The following is an 18,194-nucleotide window of genomic DNA, read 5'->3' as shown; positions in this document are numbered from 1 at the left end:
CCGGTTGTGGGTTGTGGGTTGTGGGTTGTGGGCAATGCTCGCATCCCGGTCGCCCTGGCGGTGCGCGCGCGCATCGCGTTCCCGGGGGGCGCCGACCAAGCGAGCCCTGGCTGCGCGGGTCACGGCGGCACGGCTACGCCGGTCACATGTTTGCGGAGCATTCGGGCTCACCGGCTGTTGCTGCCCACAACCCAGAACCCACAACCCACAACCGGCGGCGACTTCGCGCTATCCCCTCGGCGGCAACAAAAACTGCATCGGCACATGCAACCTCGCGCCCCAGGCCTGTTCGCTGTGGTCGGTGCCGGGGAAGCTCAGCGAGAGCATGCGCGTGGCGTCGTAGCCGCGCGCGCGCAGGCGGCGGTCGACTTCCTGCTGCAGCTTGGCGTAGTGCTGGTCCAGGCTCTCGCTGCCGTGGTCGAAATAGATCCGATTCGGTCCGGGCGGCGGGAAGTGTGCGTCGACGTAGCCGAAGAAGACTTCTCCCACGCCGAAAATCTCCGGGCGCACAGTGCCCGGCCAATGGGTCGAAAGGCAGGCGGCGGCGCCGAAGACTTCTGGGTACTCGCTCAGCGCGTACATCGAGATCAGCCCGCCCATGCTCGAACCCATGATCACGGTGGATTCGCGCGAGCCGTCCACCGCGTAGCTGCGGTCGATCCGCGGCTTCAGTTCCTCGACCAGGAACTTGAGGTAATTGTCCGAATCCACCGGGCGCGAGAAGAAGGGCTCCTCGCCGCGCTTGAGCGCGAACAGCGCCCGTTGGTTCTCCGGCGACAGCGCCTCGAAGGCGCGTTGCGGGAAGTACTCGGAAATGCGCGCGGCGGGGTCGTTCCACACACCGACGATGATGAAGGGCCGCGTGCGACCCGTGCGGATGACCTCCGCGGCGACCTCGTCGGCGCGCCATTCCTGGTGGTTCCAGGTCTCGAAGGGGTCGAACAGCATCTGCCCGTCGTGCATGTAGATCACGGCATAGGGCGCCTGCTGCGGGTAGCCGGGTGGCAGCCAGACATCGACATTGCGCGCCGGCAGGAAGGCCGACAGCATCGCTTCGATGCGCTCGATGCGGCCAACCGATACCTGCGGCAATCCCGCCGCGCTGGCGCTGGCGCTGGCGGCGAAGCAGGCAAGGGCGGCGGCGAGGGTCAGTCTCATGGGTAGGTCCGGCAGCGACGGAAGCGGTACGCGCAAGCATACTTCGGGCATGTTCAATCCGAATCCGCATATCCGCAGCCTGCCCATCGGGGGCGACCAGCACTGCTGGATCATCGATGACGCACTGGCCGACCCGCGCGCCTGGGTGGCGCGCGCAGCAAGCGTGCGCGAGGCCTTCACGCTGGAGGATCACAACGCCTATCCAGGCATCGAACTGGCGCTGCCGGACGCGATCACCGAGGGCCTGGCGGAGTACTTCGCGCAGCATCTGCGCGGCCGTCTCGGCGCGCGCCGGATCCAGCGTGCGCATAGCCGCCTGTCGATCGTCACCCGCCAGCCGCAGGAGCTGCAGCCGCGCCAGTGGATCTGCCACCGCGACCGCATGGGCCTGGGTCCCGGGCACGTGGTCGGCGCCTCGGTGCTGTACCTGTTCGACGACCCGCGCCTGGGCGGCACCAGCTTCTGGCGACCACGGCGCCCGGCGCGCGAGATCGATTTGCTGGTGCACGAATCGGGTGAGCTGGCGCCTGCCGAGTTCAGCCGCAAGTACGCCATCGCGCCGGGCTACATCCGCGAATCGAACGCCTGGTTCGAGCACATGTTGACCGTGCCACCGGCCTTCAACCGCCTGATCTGCTACGACGGCACCCTGTTCCACTGCAGCGACATCCCCGCGCCCGAGCTGCTCAGCGACGACCCCGCCCGCGGCCGCCTGACCCTCAACGGCTTCTTCCACTGCACCCGGCGCGCCACGTAGCCCATTCAACGCGGAGACGCAGAGGACGCAAAGGAACGCAGAGAACAACATCGACCGGCCTTTCTCCGCGTCTTTGCGTCGGCACGCCGAACCGCGTTCAACGCGGAGACTCAGAGAACGCGGAAAGCGTTCTCTGCCCTTCTCGTCTTTCTCGTGCGTTCCTCGTTGGCGCCCTGCATGCGACGGTTCTCCGGGGCGAACCGGTTGGGCGGCGCGGCGCCTGCATTCGATTGCATCGCGACGGTGCGCGCGCATGGGCTGGACTAGCATCGGGCGACCGTCTGCCGGGAGGCTGCCGATGCACATCCGCACACTCGCTCTGTGCACCATCCTGGCCGCCGTGCTTGGCGCCTGCCAGACAGCCGCAGTGCGGCCGCAGGCCGCTCCAACACCAACACCAGCACCAACACCAGCACCTACACCCGCCTACACCGGCAAGCCGGTGATCTACCAGGCCTTCACCCGGCTGTACGGCAACCAGAACGGCCGGAACAAGCCGTGGGGCACGCTGGCCGAGAACGGTTCCGGCAAGTTCGGCGACTTCAGCGACAGCGCGCTCGCCAGCCTGAAGGACTTCGGCGTCACCCACATCTGGTACACCGGCGTGCCGCGGCATGCCTCGATCAGCGACCATGCGCGCTACGGCGTGCCGGCGGACGATCCGGACGTGGTCAAGGGCCGCGCCGGATCGCCGTATGCGGTGACCGACTACTACGACGTCGATCCGGACCTGGCCACGGATCCAGGCCAGCGCCTTGCCGAGTTCAAGGCGCTCGTCGCGCGCAGCCATGCGCAGGGGCTGCGGGTGATCGTCGACATCGTGCCCAACCATGTGGCGCGCGGCTACCGCTCGCTCCACAAGCCGGAAGGCGTGCGCGATTTCGGCGAGGGCGACGACACCACGGTCGAGTACGCCCGCGACAACAGTTTCTACTACATCCCCGGCCAGGCCTTCCGCGTGCCCGAGTGGCCGGAAGGCTATCGCCCGCTCGGTGGCGAGCCGCACCCGCTGGCGGATGGCCAGTTCGCCGAAAACCCGGCCAAGTGGACCGGCAATGGCTCGCGCGCGGCGCAACCGAAGTTCGACGACTGGTACGAAACGGTCAAGATCAACTTCGGCGTGCGTCCGGATGGCAGCCACGATTTCGACGCGCTGCCGCCGGAACTTGCCAGCCAGGATGCCGCCGCGCACGCGGCTTTCTGGGCCGGGCGCGACGTGCCGGCCAGCTGGGAGAAGTTCCACCGCATCGTCCACTGGTGGCTGGATCTCGGCGTCGACGGCTTCCGCTTCGATATCGCCGAACTGGTGCCGGTGGAGTTCTGGAGCTACCTGAACTCATCGATCAAGCAGCGGCGCCCGGACGCGCTGCTGGTGGCCGAGATCTACCAGCGCCCGCTGTTCCGCGACTACATCCGCCTCGGGCTGATGGACGCGATCTACGACAAGGTCGATTTCTACGACCAGATGAAACTGGTCATGCGCGGCGAATCGCCCACCACGCCGCTGGCCGAGATCCAGCAGCGCCATGCGGACATCGACCGCCATTTGCTGCGCTTCCTCGAGAACCACGACGAGCAGCGCATCGCCAACCCCGCCTTCGCCGGCGAGGCGGCGATCGGCCTGCCGGCGATGCTGGTTTCGGCGACCATCGGCACCGGCCCGGCGCTGTGGTACTTCGGCCAGGAAGTCGGCGAGCCGGCCACCGCCGACGCCGGCTTCGGCAAGGCCACCCGCACGACGATCTTCGACTACTTCGGCGTGCCGGCGCACCAGCGCTGGATGAACGGCGGCGCCTTCGACGGCGGCGCGTCGACGCCCGAAGAGCGCGCACTGCGCCAGTTCCACGCGGCGCTGGCCAGGGCGGTGTCGAGCGCCCCCGCGCTGCTGGGTGCCTGCGGCGATTTGCACGCCGCGAACCTCGGCCACACCCCCGGCTACGGCGAGCAGCAGTTCGCCTTCGCGCGCTGGAACCCGCAGCAGCGGCTGATCGTCGTCGCCAATTTCAGCAAGACCGAGAGCGCCAGCTTCGACCTCGCGATCCCGCTGGAGATCAGCGCCAACTGGCACCTGGATGCCGGCGGCTACACCTTGGTCGACCTGCTCGGCAGCGGCGTGTCCGCGCCGCTCAATGTGATGCCCGACGGCGCGCTGGCGCCGCTCAACCTGCCGCCGCGCGCGGCCTATCTGTTCGAGGTGCGGTGATGGAGATGGAGCGGGGCACGGGGCACGAGGCACGGGGCACGGGAGCTGCGGCGCGATTCGAGATCAGGCGCGCATCCCTGCACTTGTTGCCGGGTATCGCGAATAGGCCACGGTCACCGGCTCTCCCCGTGCCCCGTGCCCCGTGCCGCGTGCCCCGCTTCATCGCCGCCCTCGCCCTCCTCCTCTTCACCGCCGCGGCCGCGGCCGCCGACTACCGCAGCCACACGCTGACGCCCGACGGCCTGGTCATCACCAGCGACGAGGCGACGCTGACGCTGCGCTTCCACCAGCCGGGGGCGATCGAGGCCTTCTACGAGAAGCCGGGGGTGAAGCAGCTGCCGAGCTTCAGCATCGCTGATCCGGCGGCGCCAGCAGTGACCGCGGAGCTGGCCGAGGCGCCGGGCGAGCTGGTCTACCGCACGCCGCAGTTGACCGCGCGGGTGCAGAAATCGCCGCTGCGGGTGAGCTACTGGCGCGGCGATGAGTTGCTGCTGGCGGAGGAGCACGGCGGCTACGCGCACCAGACCGTGCGCGGTTTCCGCTTTGCCTTGAGCGAGGGCGAGAAGCTCATCGGCGGCGGCCAGCGGGTGCTCGGCATGGACCGCCGCGGGCACCGGCTGCCGCTCTACAACAAGCCGCACTACGGCTACACCACGCAGTCCGAGCAGATGTATTTCTCGATGCCGGCGGTGCTCTCCAGCCGCAAGTATCTGCTGCTGTTCGACAACTCGGCGAGCGGCTGGATGGATCTCGGCAAGACCGAGCCCGGCATCCTCGAATTCCAGGCGGTCGGCGGCCGAACCGGCTACCTGGTGTTCGCCGCGCCGAGCTATCCGGAGATCCTGGAGCAGTACGTGCGCGTCACCGGGACCCAGCCGCTGCCGCCGCGCTGGGCGCTCGGCAACTATGCCTCGCGCTTCGGCTACCGCTCGGAGGCCGAGGTGCGCTCGACGGTGCAGAAGTTCATCGACCTTCGCATCCCGCTGGACGCGGTGGTGATCGACCTCTACTGGTTCGGCAAGGACATCCAGGGGCACCTCGGCAAGCTCGACTGGGACCGCGCGAGCTTCCCGACGCCGGTCGAGATGATGGCGGACCTGAAGGCCCAGGGCGTCAACACCATCCTGGTCACCGAGCCCTTCATCCTGACCACCTCGACGCGTTGGCAGGAAGCGGTGGCGGCCGGCGTGCTGGCCAAGGACCTCGCCGGGCGGCCAAAGACTTTCGACTTCTACTTCGGCAACACCGGGCTGATCGATGTGTTCAAGCCGGAGGCCGCGAGCTGGTTCTGGGGCATCTACGCCGGGCTGATGCAGCAGGGCGTGGCTGGCTGGTGGGGCGATCTCGGCGAGCCCGAGGTGCACCCGGACGACACCGTGCACGTCAACGGCATCGCCGGCGAGGTGCACAACGCCTACGGCCATACCTGGGCGAAACTGCTCTACGAGAACCACCTCCGGACCTATCCCGAACGCCGCCCCTTCATCATGATGCGCGCCGGCGCGCCGGGCTCGCAGCGCTACGGGATGATCCCGTGGACCGGCGATGTCGACCGCAGCTGGGGTGGCCTCAAGCCGCAGGTGGAACTGGCGCTGCAGATGGGCCTGCTCGGCATGGGCTGGACCCATTCGGACCTCGGTGGCTTCGCCGGCGGCAGGCGTTTCGACCGCGAGTTGTACCTGCGCTGGTTGCAGTACGGCGTATTCCAGCCGGTGTTCCGCCCGCATGCGCAGGACCACATCCCGTCCGAGCCGGTGTTCCACGACCAGAAGACCATCGAGCTGGCGCGCCAGGCGATCCTGCTGCGCTACCGCCTGCTGCCCTACCTCTACACCCTGGCCTGGGAGAACAGCACGCGCGGGCTGCCGCTGATGCGCCCGCTGTTCTTCGCCGACGAATCCGACCCCAGCCTGATCGACCGCAGCGACGCCTATTTCTGGGGCGACGCCTTCCTGGTCCGGCCGATCACCGACAAGCGCACCCGCCGCATCGACCTCGCGCTGCCGGCCGGCGTGTGGTTCGATTTCCACGACGGCAGCCGCTTCGAAGGCGGCCAGACGCTGCGCCTGAAGACCCGCGCCGACGGCATCCCGGTGCTGGTCCGCGCCGGCGCCTTCGTGCCGATGGTCGCGGCGGTGCAGAACACCACGCAGTATTCCACCGCGAAGCTGGAACTGCACCACTGGACCGACCAGTCCGTGGCGCAATCGAGCGGCCGGATGTACGACGACGACGGCGCCACCCGCACCGCCCTCGCCAGCGGCGCGCACGAGCTGCTGTCGTTTGCGTCCACCCGCAGCGATGGCGGGCTGACCATCGACCTCAAGCGCGAGGGCGGCGAATACACCGGCAAGCCGGCCACGCGCGAGATCACCCTGGTGCTGCACGGCTGGGACCGGGCGCCCGCCGCGCTCACCATCGACGGCCAGGCCGTCGCTCCCGAATACGATGCCCGCGCGCACCAGCTGCGCGCCACTTTCCAGTGGTCCGGGCCCACCGCCCGGTTGCAGCTGAAGTAGCGGAGCTTGCTCCGCTGGCCGGCGGCGGGATCGTTGCCGAGCAAGCTCGGCACTACGGCCTGCCCGGACTCCTTCAACGCGGAGACGCGGAGGACGCAGAGAAAGCTTCAAGGCGCTCTTCTCCGCGTTCCTCTGCGCCCTCCGCGTCTCCGCGTTGAATGGGTGTTTCGAGCGTAGCCCGGCGGTACGCGCGCAGCGCGTTCCCGGGTGCTTGCGACAAGTGCCCGCTGAGCCGCTGCGCGGCACAACGGGCTACGTCAACTCGGGTTTGGACACAAAGACGCGGAGAACAGCTTCAAGGCGCTTCTCTCCGCGCTCCTCTGCGCCCTCCGCGTCTCCGCGTTGAACGGCTCCCGGTCGCCGTCTCAGACCTTCGCCGCGGCGCAGGTCTTCGCGATGTATTCCGCGTGCGTCGGCATCACCGCGGCCGAGTTTTCGAGCACGCGGCGGGTGCCTTCAACCATTTCCTTCAGCTCGTCGTCGCCGAGCAAATCCACCATCGGATGCCAGCGCCTGGGGATGATGTTCTGGCCGAGCATGACCTGCATCCAGCTGATCTCGCTGAAGAGTTCCTCGTCTTCGCGGCGGATCGCGGCGCTTTCGCGGAACAAATCGATCTTGTGCTGCAGGCTGTCCGGGATCGGCATGTGGCGGACGTGCTGCCACAGCGGACCGGTGCGCTCGGTGGCGCGGTAGTGCAGCATGATGAAATCGCGGCTGCGCTCGAATTCGAACTGGGTCTGGCGGTTGTACTGCGCGATCGCGACAGGGTCGAAGCCCTTGTCCGGGAACAGCGAGACCAGGCTGGCCAACGAGGACTGGATGAAATGGATGCTGGTCGATTCCAGCGGTTCCAGGAAGCCGCTGGCCAGGCCGATCGCGACCACGTTGCGGTTCCAGAACTTGCGGCGCATGCCGGTGACGAAGCGCAGCGGGCGCGGGTCGGCCAGCGGCTTGCCGTCGAGGTTGGCGAGCAGGGTGGCCGCCGCCTCGTCGTCGCTGATGAAGTCGCTGCAATACACGTGGCCGTTGCCCACCCGGTGCTGCAGCGGGATGCGCCACTGCCAGCCGGCCGCGCGCGCGGTAGAGCGGGTGTAGGGATGCAGGTCCGGCGAGGATTCGCAAGGCACCGCGAGCGCGCGGTTGACCGGCAGCCAGTGGCTCCAGTCGTCGTAGCCGGTCTTCAGCGCCTGCTCGATCAGCAGGCCGCGGAAGCCGGAGCAGTCGATGAACAGATCGCCATCGACGACCTCTCCCGACTGCAGCCGCACCGATTCGACGAAACCGCTCTCCGGGTGCAGCTGCACATCGACGATCTTGCCCTCGATACGCTGCACGCCGGCCGGCTCGGCCCGGCGCCGCAGGTAGCGCGCGTACAGGCCGGCGTCGAAATGGAAGGCGTAGGCGATCGACCCCAGCGGTGAGTTGGGCCGGTCGAGCGGGCGCATGAAGCGGTTCTGCGCCGAGGCAATCGTGTTGAAGGTGTAGTCGCCGAGCTCCGCGCCGTAGCCCATCGCGCGCAGCTTCAGCCAGTACTGGTAGAACTGCACCAGCCCGAGGTTGCGCCCGCCGACCACGCCGAAGGCATGCATGTAGCGGTGCCCGGGCCGCAGCCAGTCGACGAACTGGATGCCGAGCTTGAAGCTGCCCTGGGTCTCGCGGATGAACTCGTTCTCGTCCAGCCCCAGCGTCCCGTTGAAATTGCGGATCTGCGGGATCGTCGCCTCGCCCACCCCCACCGTGCCGATCTCGTCCGACTCGATCAGGCGGATGGTCAACGCCCGGCCGAACAGCTTGCTCAAGAGCGCGGCCGTCATCCAGCCGGCGGTGCCGCCACCGACGATGGTCACCTTCTGGACTGGGTTCATGCGGGTCTCCGGGGTACTTGGCCAGACGCCGGTTGTGGGTTGTGGGTTCTGGGTTGTGGGCCGCAGAGATCGCGCGCCGCGACACTGACGGGGCGGACTCTGTCCGCGATCTTACCCACAGCCGCCGGAAAAGATCTCGGGCAGGCCCGTCGCAGGGCCACCTGCCCGCCGCCCACCCCCCCAACCAAAGAAAAACCCCCACCAGTCTCGCAACTGGCGGGGGCGGAAGAGTGCAACAGGACTACTTCATCAGAACTTGTACGTGGCGCCCAGCAGGTAGGTGCGGCCGTACTCGTTGTAGGAACGCGGACGGTCGATGCGGCCGGCGTCGCGGTAGAACTCCTGGTAGGCCTCGTTGGTCACGTTGTTGACCTGGAGGATCACCGACAGCCCGTCCCATTCGCCGCCGAAGGCGTAGCCGACCTGGAAGTCGACCAGCTTCTCGCCCTCGATGTAGCGGGTCTCGCGGTCCGCACCGAAGCCCTGGATCTCGCCGATGAAGGCCGAGCGGCTGCGCTGGCTGATGCGGGTGGAGAAACCGCCGCGCTCGTAGTAGGCAGTCACGTTGGAGACGTAGCGCGACAGGCCGGGCAGCGGCTGGCTGGTTCCCGGACCCAGCGGGCGCACTGCGCTGCGGGTATCCGAGTAGCTGCCGAGGACGCCAAAGCCATCGAGCATCGGGGCGAACTCGCCAAAGGGCACCGAGAAGGCGAATTCCCAACCGTTGATCGAACCGCCCTCGCCATTGGTCGGACGCGTGAAGCGGCCGATGGTCGAGGTGGGCACGTTGGCGGTGAACCCGGACAGGTCGAACACGCTGAAATCGAACTCGACGGTCTGGTCGTAGATGTACGACTTCAGGTCCTTGTGGAAGGCCGCCGCGCTGATGTAGCCCTTGTTGCCGAACAGGTAGTACTCCCAGGAGAGGTCGTAGCTGGTCGCACGCCACGGCTCCAGCTCCGGGTTGCCGCCGCCGCCGGACCATTCCTGGCGCGTGGTGTCGATGCCGAAGCCGTTGTTCGCGCGCATCTGGTCCATGCGCGGACGCGATACCTGCTTGGCGGCGCCGAAGCGCAGGGTGTGCTCGTCGGTCAGCGAGAAGATCAGGTTCAGGCTGGGCAACACATCGCCGTAGTCGGTGCCGCCCTTGAACGGCTGGGCGCCGCTGGCATTGCCGCCGGGCACGGCGAAACCTTCGGATTCCTGGTCGGCCGACACATAGGACACGCCCAGGTTACCGCGCATCGGCACCTCACCCAGCATGCCGTCGATGTTCAGCTTGGCGAAGCTGGTGATGACCGTCTCTTCGACTTCCCAGTCCTTGTTGAGGATGTCCTGGTTGATGTTGGTGCGCGTGTTGTACAGCGTGCGGAAGGCCTCGCCGACGTTGTAGCTGATCACGCCGGGGACGCCGGCGAAGCCGGTATTGACCGATCCGACCAGCAGGTCGCTCGGGATCGTCGTCGGCGCGCGGCCGTTGCGCAGGTCGAGGAAGGCCTCGGCCACCGCGCGGCTCTTGGTGCGCCTGCTCCAGTTGGAACCGAAGTCGATGCCGCTGAAGGTGGCGCTGTCGAAGGCGCGCGACAGGGTGAAGCGCGCGCTGGTCAGCTTGTCCTCGAACTCGGGGTACTTGATGTAGCCGTCCTGGCCCCAGCCGCCCGGATCGCGCAGCTGGATGGTGGTCGGATCGGTGTAGTCGAGGCCGAAATCGAAGGTCGGGAAGCCGTCGCGGTTGACGAACACGTTGACGTTGTCGCGCCCGGCGGCACCGGCATAGGTTTCCAGGATCGACTCGTCGCGGTTCGCCTTGGACATGCTGAAGTCGGCCAGGCCGGTCCAGTAGTCGCTGAAGGTGAACTCGTTCTTGAAGCCGATCGCGAAGATATCGTCCTCGCGCTTGTTCTCGTCGTTGCGCAGCACCGGGCGGATGCTGTTGAAGGTGCCGGAGGCGAGCAGGCCGTTGTCGACGATCGGATTGGTCAACGTCGAGCCGGTCCACGCCGGGAACAGGCCCACTTCCAGGCCGCGCGTGGTTTCGACGCGCTCGAACTGCGAGTAATAGATGTCCAGCGCGCCGGAATAGGTGTCGCTCGGCGCCCACTCGATGACCGCCATCAGGCCGTCGCGGACATTGCTGGTGGAGGTGCCATAGATCTGCGAGCCGGTCAGGAACTCGGCGTCCTGGCCGCCGATGGTCTGGCGCTCATAGCCCCAGGCATTCCAGCGCTCGGTCTGGCCCGGCGAGTCCAGGCGCGCAAAACCCAGCGCGACGCCGATGGTGTTGTCGGCGAACTGGTCGATGTAGGAGGCGCTGATGCGGTAGCCGGTGTCGTCGTAGCCCGGGTTCACCTCGCCAGTGGAGTTCTTCTCGTAGCGCGCATTCAGCGACACCACGCGCTTGCCCAGGCTCAGCGGACGCACGGTCTGCAGGTCGACGGTACCGGAGATGCCCTGGGCCACCAGGTTGGCATCCGGCGTCTTGTAGACCACCACCGAGCTCAGCAGCTCGGACGGGTACTGGTCGAACTCGACGCCGCGGTTGTCGCCCGAGGAGACCTGCTCGCGACCATTCAGCAGGGTGGTGGAGAAATCGCCCGCGAGGCCGCGGATGCTGATCGTGGTGGCGCGGCCAGCGACGCGCTGGGCGGCCAGGCCCGGCAGGCGCGCGATCGACTCGGCGATCGAGCTGTCCGGCAGCTTGCCGATGTCTTCGGCGGAGACCGCCTCGATGATCGAGGTCGATTCCTGCTTCAGGTTGATCGCGCTCTCGATACCGCGCCGGATGCCGGTGACTTCCACCACGTCCAGCGATTTTGCCTTCTCCGCCGCCTCCGCCTTGCGCTTCGCCTCGCGCTCCTTGGCGGTCATCGACTGGTCTTGGCTGTCGGCCGCCGCGGCCGTCTGTGCATGCACGCCGCTGACCATCATCAACGAGGCCGACGCGAGTGCCATGAACAGCATGTTGCGCTTGAGTTTCATCTCCCCCTCCACTGCTGGGTGCTGATAGACGCCGGCGAAGCACAGCTGTCGGCGCGATTGCGGAAACATTTACCGCGCCTGAACTCCTCCTCCGGCGCGGTCGGAAAATGGTAGCGGCTGACGCGGTTCGTTAAGCTCCCGTTGTATACGTATTCATGGGCTTTGCATCCCGACGGCGCTACCGATCGTCGCGTCCATGCGGCAAAAAGCAGGGGTTTTCCGGCTTTCGGGGCTCCCATGTCGATCAGGCTCGCCACCCTCCCGCTGCTCTGCCTCGTGCTCGCCGGATGTGCCGCGCCACCCGCGGCGCGCGAGGGCACAGTGGCCGGGGCGCGACACCTCCCGTCGCCCGACTGGCGCGACCAGGTGATCTATTTCGCGATGATCGACCGCTTCGACGACGGCAATCCGCGCAACAACGACCAGGGCCAGGGCGAGTACGACCCGTCGCGCAACTCGCACTACAGCGGCGGCGACCTGGCCGGCATCACCCGCCGCCTCGATTACATCCAGGGCCTCGGCGCCACCACCCTGTGGATCACCCCGCCGGTAACCAACCAGTGGTGGAACCCCGAACGCAGCTACACCGGCTACCACGGCTACTGGGCGAGCCGACTTCAAGTCCGTCGACCCGCACTACGGCACGCTGGCCGACTACCAGCACCTGTCCCAGGCCCTGCACGCCCGCGGCATGTACCTGGTGCAGGACATCGTGGTGAACCATGTCGGCAACTGGTTCGGCTACGACGCCAGCTGGCAAGCGGGCGATCCGGTGCGGGGGTATGTGGGGTATGGGGATGGTTTTGCGTTGGAGGGCACGAGGGCACGAAGGCACGAGGGCACGCAAGCGCGGGCGACGAGCGAATGCGGGGCGCAGGAATCTGCGGCCACCAGTCCGGATTTGGCGGGGACCGCTTCTCACGTGCCCTCGTGCCCTCGTGCCCTCGTGCCCTCGTGCCCTCGACAAACGACGCCCGCCCCGCTCCACCTTTCCACCAGAACGACCCACGCGACCCCGCCCAGCGCGCCGCGGCGATCTACCACTGGACGCCGGACATCCGCGACTACCAGGACCCGGTGCAGGAAGCCGACTGGCAGATGGGCGGGCTGGATGACCTCAACACCGAGAACCCGGTGGTGCGCCGCGCGCTGCGCGATGCCTACGGACACTGGATCCGCGAGGTCGGGGTGGATGGTTTCCGCATCGACACCATCTTCTATGTGCCGCCGGCCTTCTTCGACGATTTCCTGCACGCCGAGGATCCGGCGGCGCCGGGGATCGATGCGGTGGCGCGGGCGACCGGGCGCGAGCGCTTCCTGAGTTTTGGCGAGGGTTTCGCGGTGGATCCGGCCTACCGCGACGACGCCGCACACAAGATCGACCGCTATTTGCGCCGCGAGGACGGCGGCGAGCGCGTGCCGGGGATGATCAACTTCCCGCTGTATGGCTCGCTCGGGGAGGTGTTCGCGCGCGGCCGCCCGACCGCCGAGCTGGCGCACCGGATCGAATCGATGATGCGCATCCACCCGCGCCCGCACCTCAACCCGAGTTTCCTCGACAACCACGATGTCGACCGCTTCCTCGCCGGCGGCAGCGAGGCGGGGCTGAAGCAGGCGCTGCTGGCGATGCTGACCTTGCCCGGCATCCCGGTGATCTACTACGGCACCGAACAGGGCTTCCGCGAACAGCGCGCGGCGATGTTCGCCAGCGGCTACGGTTCCGGCGGCCGCGATCAATTCGACACCCAGGCGCCGCTCTACCGCTTCCTCAAGGACGCCATCGCGCTGCGCCGCGCACACCCGGTGCTGTCGCGCGGCACCCCGGAGCTGCTCGCCAGCAGCCGCGCCAGCGCCGGTGCGCTGGCCTGGCGCATGCGCGACGGTGACGAGCAGCTGATCGTGGTGTTCAACACCGCCGAGGAGGCGATCCTGGTCGACCACCTCGCGACCGGGCTGGCACCGGGCACCTCGCTTGCGACGCTGTTCGCACAGGACGAGTCGCGTAGCCCGGTGTGCGCGCGCACCGCGTTCACCGGGTACTTGCCGCAAGCAACCGGTGAGCGGCTGCGCCGCACACCGGGCTACGCGCGCGAAACTTCGCCCGATCATGGGATGGACCCCCGCCCGCAAGCTGGGGCCACTGGCGTCAACTGCTCTCTACCGGCCCCAACAGTCTCCGCCGACGGCACCCTGAGCCTGGTCTTGCCGCCGCGCAGCGCCTACGTCTGGCAGCCGCAACCGGCCGCGCCAACGGGCTCCGCCACGGCAGCGGGGCAGATCACGATCGACCCACCTGCCGCCCGAAGTTTCGCCGGCGACTTCGAGCTCAGCGGTCGCGCCGACCATGCGGACGCGTTACAGCTGGTGATCGATGGCCAGCTGGGCAGCGCGCAGACGGTGGCCGTCGCTCCCGACGGCCGCTGGCGCACGACCGTCGACACCGGCTCGATGCTGGATCCGGCGCTCGAGCACCGTCTGGTGCTGCGCGATCCGGACAGCGACGCAGTTTCCGATGCCTTCCTCTTCCAGGTGCAGCGGCCGTGGCGCACGCTGGTCGACATCGCCGATCCCAAGGGCGATGACCACGGGCCGGACGGCCGCTACCGGTACCCGACCGATCCCGCCTGGCGCGAGGCGCGCCCGGCCGACATCGAGCATGTCCGCGTGGAAGCCAACGGCGGCGCCCTGCGGCTCACGCTGACGCTGCACCAGGTGATCGCCAGCTGGAATCCGCCGAACGGCTTCGACCACGTGGCGCTCACCGCCTACGTCCAGCTGCCGGGACGCGAGGGTGGTGCCAGCGTGATGCCGCTGCAACAGGGCGAGCTGCCGGACGGCATGCGCTGGCACTACCGCGTGCGCGCCGGCGGCTGGGCGATCGCCGGCCACCGCAGCGACGGCGCCAGCGCGACCAACGAAGGCACCCCGGTGACGCCCACCCCCGGCGTGGCCGTCGACCGCGCCGCGCGCACACTCACCCTGACCCTCCCCGCCGCCATCCTCGGCAATCCCGCCAGCCACGCCGGCACCCGGATCTACTTGAGCACCTGGGACTACGACGGCGGCTACCGCGCACTGACGCCGGAGCCGGGCGCGTTCCAGTTTGGCGGCGGGCCGGGGGCGTTGGTGATGGATTCGGTGGTGGTGGAGGTGCGGTGAGGCCGGTTGTGGGTTCTGGGTTCTGGGTTCTGGGTTCTGGGTTCTGGGTTCTGGGTTGTGGGTTGTGGGTTGTGGGTTGTGGGTTGTGGGTTGTGGGCAGCGAAGCTCGCGCGCAGAGGCTCCTGTGGGAGCCGACTCTGTCGGCGATCCCTTGATCGCGGACGCGGGAAAAGCCAGCGGCTGCACCCACTGGCTCATGGATCGCCGGCTGTTGCTGCTCACAACCCACAACCCAGAACCCACAACCCGCCGCCATGGGCCGCTGAATACGAATGCACCCACTGTCCCCGGCGGGCGTGCGAACCTACGATGCATGCCGCGCAGGGGCGAGGGGCTGTTGCGCATCGGTTTTGGCACTGGCGGCCGCAAGGTCGCCCTGGGAGGGGTGATGCGTAGCAAGCCTGAGCTGTCGTTCTGGCAGATCTGGAATATGTCTTTCGGGTTTCTCGGTATCCAGTTCGGCTTCGCGCTGCAGGGTGGCTTCATGTCGCGCATCTTCCAGACCCTGGGAGCGGACAAGGATGCGCTGCCGCTGTTGTGGATCGCCGCACCCCTGACCGGACTGCTGGTGCAGCCGATCATTGGCTATCTGTCCGACCGCACCTGGCACCCGATCCTGGGCCGCCGGCGGCCTTACTTCCTGGTTGGCGCGATCCTGAGTTCCTGCGCCCTGATCGCGATGCCGCATTCGTCGGTGCTGTGGATGGCCGTCGGCCTGTTGTGGGTGCTGGACGCGTCGATCAACATCTCGATGGAGCCGTTTCGCGCGCTGGTTGCCGACAAGCTCTCGGAACGGCAACGTTCCTATGGCTTCGTGATGCAGACGCTGATCATCGGCATCGGCACCTGGGTGGCCAGCAACTTGCCGTGGATGGTGACCCAGCTCGGAGCATCGAACGAAGCTGGCCCGGGCGTGGTGCCTCCGTCGGTGAAGATCGCGTTCGCGATCGGTGCCTTCGTTTTCCTCGCAAGCATCCTGGTCACGGTGTTCACGACCAAGGAATACCCGCCGGAAGATCCGGAACTGCTTGCCGAGGAGCAGGGACGAGGCAATCTGTTCGCAGAGATCCTCCACCTGATCGTCCACATGCCACGTCAGATGCTCAACATCGGCATCGTGCAGTTCTTCAGCTGGCTCGCCTTTTTCAGCATGTGGAGCATGGCCACCCCAGCGCTCACCGAACATGTCTTCAAGTCGCCCGCGCCTGACGCGAGTGCCTTCGACATGGCAATTCCGGCTCAGGCAGAAGCATTCTCCGCGGCGAACGCGGCCTTCCAGAACGCGGCCGACCTGGTCGGCTCGTACATGGGTTATTACGGACTCTCGTCGATGGCCGTCGCGCTGTTGCTGAGCTTCTACGCAGCGCGCTTCGTGCTCAATCGGCGGCTGGTGCACTTCCTGTCCCTGGTCCTCGGCGGGATCGGATTCCTGTCAATGGCGATGATCAGCGAACCGGTTTACCTGATCGGCTCGTTTGCACTGGTCGGCGTGGCCTGGGCAAGCATCCTCTCGATGCCTTACGCCCTGCTCGCAAGTTCGGTAGATCCGCGCAAGATGGGCGTCTACATGGGCATCTTCAACATGTTCATCGTGATCCCGCAGATCGTCGCCGCCACGCTGCTGGGATTGACACTGCGCATGCTGTTCGACAATCAGCCGATCTACGCGCTGATCATCAGCGGCGCCAGCCTGATCATCGGCGCGCTGTGCCTGATCCGCGTCCAGGAGCCCAAGTCAGCCCATCTGGGACCGATGGCGACAGCGCACTAAGGAGTCCGCCGCATGCGTGCAGTGCTTGTTGCCCTTTCCCTCGCATCACTCGCCAGTTGCGCCACCGCGCCGCCGCCCGCGCCCGTCGCGCCCGCGGAGCTCTACGGCACCACCGAACCCTTCGCCGCGGAGAACGTCTATTTCGTGTTGACGGACCGCTTCGTCAACGGCGATCCGGACAACGACCACCGCGAGCAGGGCGGCAAGCTGTACACCTTCGACCGTCCGACACCGAATGCGCCGGCGGGCACGAGCGACAACATCGGCTACATGGGCGGCGACTTCAAAGGCCTGCTCGACAACGCCGGCTACATCGCCGACATGGGCTTCACCGCGGTGTGGCTGACGCCGATCGTCGACAACCCGGACGAGGCCTTCACCGGCGGCGACCCGGCGGTCTGGGGCAGCAGCATGACCGACGGCGGCAAGACCGGTTACCACGGCTACTGGGGGGTCAATTTCTACCAGTTGGACGAGCACCTGCCGAGCCCGGGGCTGGGCTTCAAGGAGCTGACCGCGGGCCTGCGCGCCAAGGGCCTGAAGACGGTGCTGGACGTGGTCGCCAACCATGGATCGCCGTCGTGGACGATGCCGGTGGACCAGCCCAAGTACGGCGAGCTGTATGACGCCAAGGGCAACAAGGTCGCCGACCACCAGAACCTGCCGCCGGAGCAGCTGCAACCGGAGAGCAACCCGCTGCACCGGCTGTACCGCAACGAGAAGGACCTGGTGCAGTTGTCCAACCTGGACGACCGCCGTCCGGAGCTGATGGATTATCTGATCGGCGCGTACACCCAGTGGCTGGATCAGGGCGCGGACGCGCTGCGCATCGACACCATCGGCCACATGCCGCTGCCCTTCTGGAAGGGCTTCACCGACCGCATTCGCGCGCATCGTCCGGGCATCTTCATGTTCGGCGAGCGTTACGCCTTCGAGCCGCAGAAGATCGCCGAGCACACCTGGCCGGAGAACGGCGCGATGAGCGTGCTCGACTTCCCGCTGAAGGGCGCGATGGGCGAGGTGTTCGAGAAGCAGGACAGCGACTACGCGACCATCGAGAAGGCGCTGTTCCTCGAGGACGGCCCGTACGCCAACCCGTATGAGCTGACCACGTTCTACGACAACCACGACATGCCGCGGCTGAAGGCCACCCACGCCGGTTTCATCGACGCCAACAACCTGCTGTTCACCGTGCGCGGCATCCCGGTGCTGTACTACGGCTCGGAGATGGGCTTCATGCGCGGCACCGCCGAGCACAAGGGCAACCGCAACTACTTCGGGCTCGAAGGCATCGCCGCGGCGCGCCAGCACCCGATCCATCCGCGGCTGAAGAAGATCGCCACGCTGCGCCGCGACACCCCGGCGCTGCAGCGCGGACTGCAGATCAACATCGAGTTCGCCGGCCACCGCGCCGCCTTCTACCGCGTGCTGCAGCAGGGCGAGCTGCGCCAGACCGCGCTGGTGCTGCTGAACAAGGGCGACGCGCCGGCGAGCTTTGAGATCAGCGAGGCGATGCAGCCCGGGCAATGGCGCAATGCCTTCGACCAGGGCGTCATCGAGGTCCCGGCCGGCGGGAAGCTAGCCGCCACGGTGGCGCCGCACGATGTCGCGGTCTACCTCTTTGATGGCGCGCTCAGCGACTCGATGCTGCTCAAGCGGGTGCAGCAGGCGATGGAGCGCAGGCTGGGCAAGCGGCCCTGACCCCGTAGCCCGTGTGTACGCGCGCAGCGCGTTCACCGGGTCCTTGCCGCAAGCACCCGGTGAGCCGCTGGCGCGGCAC

At 67.4% G+C, this 18,194-nt stretch carries 9 protein-coding genes and 1 pseudogene; 7 read left to right on the top strand and 3 right to left on the bottom strand.

The window, feature by feature from the left end; translation table 11 throughout:
• Positions 1–228: 228 nt before the first annotated feature.
• Complete coding sequence (locus IPK27_00695) at positions 229–1,158, bottom strand: alpha/beta hydrolase (GenBank protein ID MBK8066179.1); 930 nt, start codon at positions 1,156–1,158, stop codon at positions 229–231.
• A gap of 49 nt (positions 1,159–1,207) precedes the next feature.
• Between IPK27_00695 and IPK27_00690 the strand changes: the two genes are divergently transcribed.
• From IPK27_00690 to IPK27_00680, 3 genes are all read left to right on the top strand, one after another.
• Positions 1,208–1,915 (top strand): hypothetical protein, encoded by a 708-nt coding sequence (locus IPK27_00690; protein MBK8066178.1) that lies wholly within the window; start codon positions 1,208–1,210, stop codon positions 1,913–1,915.
• A gap of 298 nt (positions 1,916–2,213) precedes the next feature.
• Positions 2,214–4,118 carry an alpha-amylase gene (locus tag IPK27_00685; GenBank protein ID MBK8066177.1) on the top strand — a complete coding sequence of 635 codons (1,905 nt, stop codon included), beginning with the start codon at positions 2,214–2,216 and terminating at the stop codon, positions 4,116–4,118.
• 149 nt (positions 4,119–4,267) lie between these two features.
• A complete protein-coding gene (locus tag IPK27_00680) occupies positions 4,268–6,637 on the top strand; it encodes a DUF5110 domain-containing protein (protein MBK8066176.1) in 2,370 nt (789 codons plus the stop codon).
• A gap of 365 nt (positions 6,638–7,002) precedes the next feature.
• Here the strand turns inward: IPK27_00680 and IPK27_00675 are convergent, their stop codons facing one another.
• Together IPK27_00675 and IPK27_00670 are read right to left on the bottom strand one after the other, a co-directional pair.
• The gene (locus IPK27_00675) at positions 7,003–8,505 is read right to left on the bottom strand and encodes a tryptophan 7-halogenase (GenBank protein MBK8066175.1); all 1,503 of its coding nucleotides are present in this window, start codon (positions 8,503–8,505) and stop codon (positions 7,003–7,005) included.
• Between the two features lie 249 nt (positions 8,506–8,754).
• Complete coding sequence (locus IPK27_00670; protein ID MBK8066174.1) at positions 8,755–11,484, bottom strand: TonB-dependent receptor; 2,730 nt, start codon at positions 11,482–11,484, stop codon at positions 8,755–8,757.
• Between the two features lie 237 nt (positions 11,485–11,721).
• Between IPK27_00670 and IPK27_00665 the strand changes: the two are divergent.
• The 4 genes and pseudogenes from IPK27_00665 to IPK27_00650 all read left to right on the top strand — a co-directional run bounded on the left by IPK27_00665 (position 11,722) and on the right by IPK27_00650 (position 18,115).
• Positions 11,722–12,229, top strand: a pseudogene (locus tag IPK27_00665) (alpha-amylase).
• Positions 12,230–12,561: 332 nt separating this feature from the next.
• A complete protein-coding gene (locus IPK27_00660) occupies positions 12,562–14,643 on the top strand; it encodes a DUF3459 domain-containing protein (GenBank protein MBK8066173.1) in 2,082 nt (693 codons plus the stop codon).
• A gap of 388 nt (positions 14,644–15,031) precedes the next feature.
• Complete coding sequence (locus tag IPK27_00655) at positions 15,032–16,414, top strand: MFS transporter (GenBank protein ID MBK8066172.1); 1,383 nt, start codon at positions 15,032–15,034, stop codon at positions 16,412–16,414.
• Positions 16,415–16,426: 12 nt separating this feature from the next.
• Positions 16,427–18,115 carry a cyclomaltodextrin glucanotransferase gene (locus tag IPK27_00650; GenBank protein ID MBK8066171.1) on the top strand — a complete coding sequence of 563 codons (1,689 nt, stop codon included), beginning with the start codon at positions 16,427–16,429 and terminating at the stop codon, positions 18,113–18,115.
• The last annotated feature ends 79 nt before the right edge of the window (positions 18,116–18,194 follow it).

This window comes from Rhodanobacteraceae bacterium, from assembly GCA_016713135.1.
Classification (GTDB): Bacteria; Pseudomonadota; Gammaproteobacteria; order Xanthomonadales; family SZUA-5; genus JADKFD01.
This window is presented reverse-complemented; position numbering and strand designations above follow the sequence as displayed.